The sequence below is a fragment of the Prevotella sp. C561 genome (assembly GCF_000224595.1).
In the GTDB taxonomy this organism is placed as follows: domain Bacteria; phylum Bacteroidota; class Bacteroidia; order Bacteroidales; family Bacteroidaceae; genus Prevotella; species Prevotella jejuni.
Genome location: NZ_JH114169.1, coordinates 1 through 3,803, shown reverse-complemented (window position 1 = coordinate 3,803; position 3,803 = coordinate 1). Strand labels below are relative to the sequence as shown.

Annotated in this window: 2 rRNA genes; both read left to right on the top strand. The window is 48.9% G+C overall.

Features of this window, described 5'->3' with window-relative positions:
- Window positions 1-308: 308 nt before the first annotated feature.
- Window positions 309-3,211 (top strand): 23S ribosomal RNA (locus HMPREF0666_RS15690).
- Window positions 3,212-3,510: 299 nt separating this feature from the next.
- Window positions 3,511-3,623: ribosomal RNA gene (gene rrf, locus HMPREF0666_RS15685) — 5S ribosomal RNA — on the top strand.
- Window positions 3,624-3,803: the final 180 nt, after the last annotated feature.

The following is a 3,803-nucleotide window of genomic DNA, read 5'->3' as shown; positions in this document are numbered from 1 at the left end:
TTGTACTGCAATGACTCTGTATTATATAATGTAGGAGAGAAGAGTTTAAGGCTCACATGAAAGGTTCAAGTCCTTACCCTCCACTACGCTGTCTTCTGTTTCTGAGGCACTGCTTCAGATTAAGTATGATAACAGCACAAGATCTTTGACATATTGACACAAGCAAGACTGTAAGTAGAACTAATATTCCTTATTATATAGGAAGAGTTAGTATTCTCATTCATGAAGATTTATCTTCATAATGTTTAGAATCACACAACAGCTGAAAGTATGAGCTACATTCTTTGTAAGTTATTACAAAGAAGGCGAAGAAAGTAAGAAAGGGCGCATGGCGGATGCCTTGGCTCACGGAGGCGATGAAGGACGTGATAAGCTGCGATAAGCCTTGGGTAGGTGCAAATAACCTTTGATCCAAGGATTTCCGAATGGGACAACCCAGCAGGTTGAAGACCTGTTATCACTACAGATGTAGTGAGGCGAACGGAGGGAACTGAAACATCTTAGTACCTCTAGGAAGAGAAAATAAACTAATGATTTCCCTAGTAGTGGCGAGCGAACGGGAAAGAGCCTAAACCTGCTTTGTGGCAACGCTTAGCAGGGGTTGTAGGACCACGCTGTCGTACTTAGATTGTGAGGAGAATCTACTGGAAAGTAGAATCATAGAAGGTGATAATCCTGTATCCGAAGCATGACGAGACGTAGTGGTATCCTGAGTAACGCGGAACACGTGAAATTCTGCGCGAATCTGCCGGGACCATCCGGTAAGGCTAAATACTCCCGTGAGACCGATAGTGAACGAGTACTGTGAAGGAAAGGTGAAAAGCACTCCGATTAGGAGAGTGAAATAGTTCCTGAAACCATGCGCCTACAAGCGGTCGGAGCCGCGCAAGCGGTGACGGCGTGCCTTTTGCATAATGAACCTACGAGTTACCATGTCTGGCAAGGATAAGCGTCATGAGACGCGCATCCGCAGTGAAAGCGAGCCTGAACAGGGCGTCAAGTCAGATGGGGTAGACGCGAAACCAAGTGATCTACACTTGCCCAGGTTGAAGTTCGGGTAACACCGAATGGAGGACCGCACGGATAAGCGTTGAAAAGCTTCCCGATGAGGTGAGTGTAGGAGTGAAAGGCCAATCAAACTTGGAGATAGCTCGTACTCCCCGAAAGGCATTTAGGTGCCGCGTGCATCGATCTCCATAAGAGGTAGAGCGACCGATAGGTCAAGAGGGCTTCACCGCCTATCGAGACCTGACGAACTCCGAATGCTTATGGACAGCAGATGTGCAGTAAGGGGGCGGGTGCTAAGGTCCGTCCCCGAGAGGAGAAGAATCCAGACCGCCGTCTAAGGTCCCGAAATTCTGTCTAAGTTAGTCTAACGAAGTCTGGTCCCCGTGACAGCTAGGATGTTGGCTTGGAAGCAGCCATTCATTCAAAGAGTGCGTAACAGCTCACTAGTCGAGGGTCCGGGCATGGATAATAATCGGGTATAAGTCAGATACCGAAGGCGCGGGATAGTAATGTAAATTAAAAGTATCGGTAGGGGAGCATTCCATCGACGTCGAATGGTGAAGGTAACTGATCCTGGAGTTTATGGAAAAGCAAATGTAGGTATAAGTAACGATAAAAAGGGTGAGATTCCCTTTCGCCGAAAGACCGAGGTTTCCCGGGCGATGCCAATCAGCCCGGGGTTAGTCGGGTCCTAAGTCTCAGCCGAATGGCGAAGGCGATGGCAGATGCGGTTAATATTCCGCAACTCGCATTATCAGTGACGTGGAGACGGAGCAGTGACACTGTCGCGCCCTGACGGAATAGGGCGTTTAAGTGCGTAGGTTATGATAGTGGCAGGCAAATCCACCACTTGAGCTGAAACACGAAAGTACAGCACTTCCTTCGGGAAGAGTTGAGTGCAGGTAATCATACTTCCGAGAAAATCCGCTAAACTTAATGATACTGCGACCCGTACCGCAAACGGACACACGTGGTCGGGTAGAATATACTAAGGCGTTGAGAGATTCATGGTTAAGGAACTAGGCAAATTGACCCCGTAACTTCGGGATAAGGGGTCCTCATAGTAATATGAGGCGCAGAGAATAGGTCCAGGCAACTGTTTAACAAAAACACAGGGCTGTGCAAACTCGAAAGATGAGGTATACAGCCTGACACCTGCCCGGTGCTGGAAGGTTAAGAGGAGATGTCACTAGCAATAGGAAGCATTGAATTGAAGCCCCAGTAAACGGCGGCCGTAACTATAACGGTCCTAAGGTAGCGAAATTCCTTGTCGGGTAAGTTCCGACCTGCACGAATGGTGTAATGATCCGGACGCTGTCTCAACCATGATCTCAGTGAAATTGTAGTATCGGTGAAGATGCCGATTACCCGCGATGGGACGAAAAGACCCCGTGAACCTTTACTACAGCTTAGCATTGACCTTGGTCATCCGATGTGTAGGATAGGCCGGAGGCTTCGAAGCGGGTGCGCCAGCATTCGTGGAGCCATCCTTGAAATACGGCCCTTTGGCTGTCTGAGGTCTAACGCGCCTATGGTGCGGACACTGCTTGGTGGGTAGTTTGACTGGGGTGGTCGCCTCCAAAAGCGTAACGGAGGCTTCCAAAGGTGCCCTCGGGCCGATTGGTAACCGGCCTTATAGAGTGCAATGGCATAAGGGCGCTTGACTGGGAGGCAGACATGCCGAGCAGGCAGGAAACTGGGGCATAGTGATCCGGCGGATGTGTATGGAAACTCCGTCGCTCAAAGGATAAAAGGTACTCCGGGGATAACAGGCTGATCCCCCCCAAGAGCTCATATCGACGGGGTGGTTTGGCACCTCGATGTCGGCTCGTCACATCCTGGGGCTGGAGAAGGTCCCAAGGGTTGGGCTGTTCGCCCATTAAAGTGGCACGCGAGCTGGGTTCAGAACGTCGTGAGACAGTTCGGTCTCTATCTATCGTGGGCGTTGGAGTTTTGCGTGGTGCTGACACTAGTACGAGAGGACCGTGTTGGACAGACCTCCGGTTTACCAGTTGTGCCGCCAGGTGCACCGCTGGGTATCTGAGTCTGGATTGGATAAGCGCTGAAAGCATCTAAGTGCGAAGCCAGCCGCAAGATGAGAACTCCTCATAAGGGTCGTCATAGACGATGACGTTGATAGGGTGTAGGTGTAAAGACGGTGACGTCAAAGCCGAGCACTACTAATTGCCCGAAACTTTCTTCGGGTCTCCCGCCTCCAAAGTTTGGAGTGCGGGGACCGCTGACTCAGACTTTGAGCTGTGTAATCTTCTTGAAAGGAAGATATGAGTTCTATATGTTTTGCTTGTGGAAATACGTCACCTTATACGGCTGACAAGTCAGTAGACGAGTTGACAAGTTAATGAGTTAACGAGTAAACAAGTTATTAGTTCTATGGACAATGTTTAACAACGGAGCTACTGATAAGAAGACAGAAAGACGACAAGAATAAAGGCAAATAATTAGTCAACTTGTCAACTGTGAACTAGTCAACCGAGAGAAATATTAGGTGGTTATTGCGGCGGGGTCCCACCTCTTCCCATTCCGAACAGAGAAGTTAAGCCCGTTTGCGCCGATGGTACTGCAATGCAATGCGGGAGAGTAGGTGGCCGCCTTCTTTTACGAGAGCCTTGAAGAGAAATCTTCAAGGCTCTTTTTTTGTTGTTGGTTGATTATTGATGGGTGTTGATGTTGTGTTGTGAGTGATGTTTATGGGCTAATGAGGCTAATAAAAGCAATGAGCCTTATATGGCTAATGAGCCTAATAGTGTAAGGCTGATAGGGCTTATGGGCCTTAG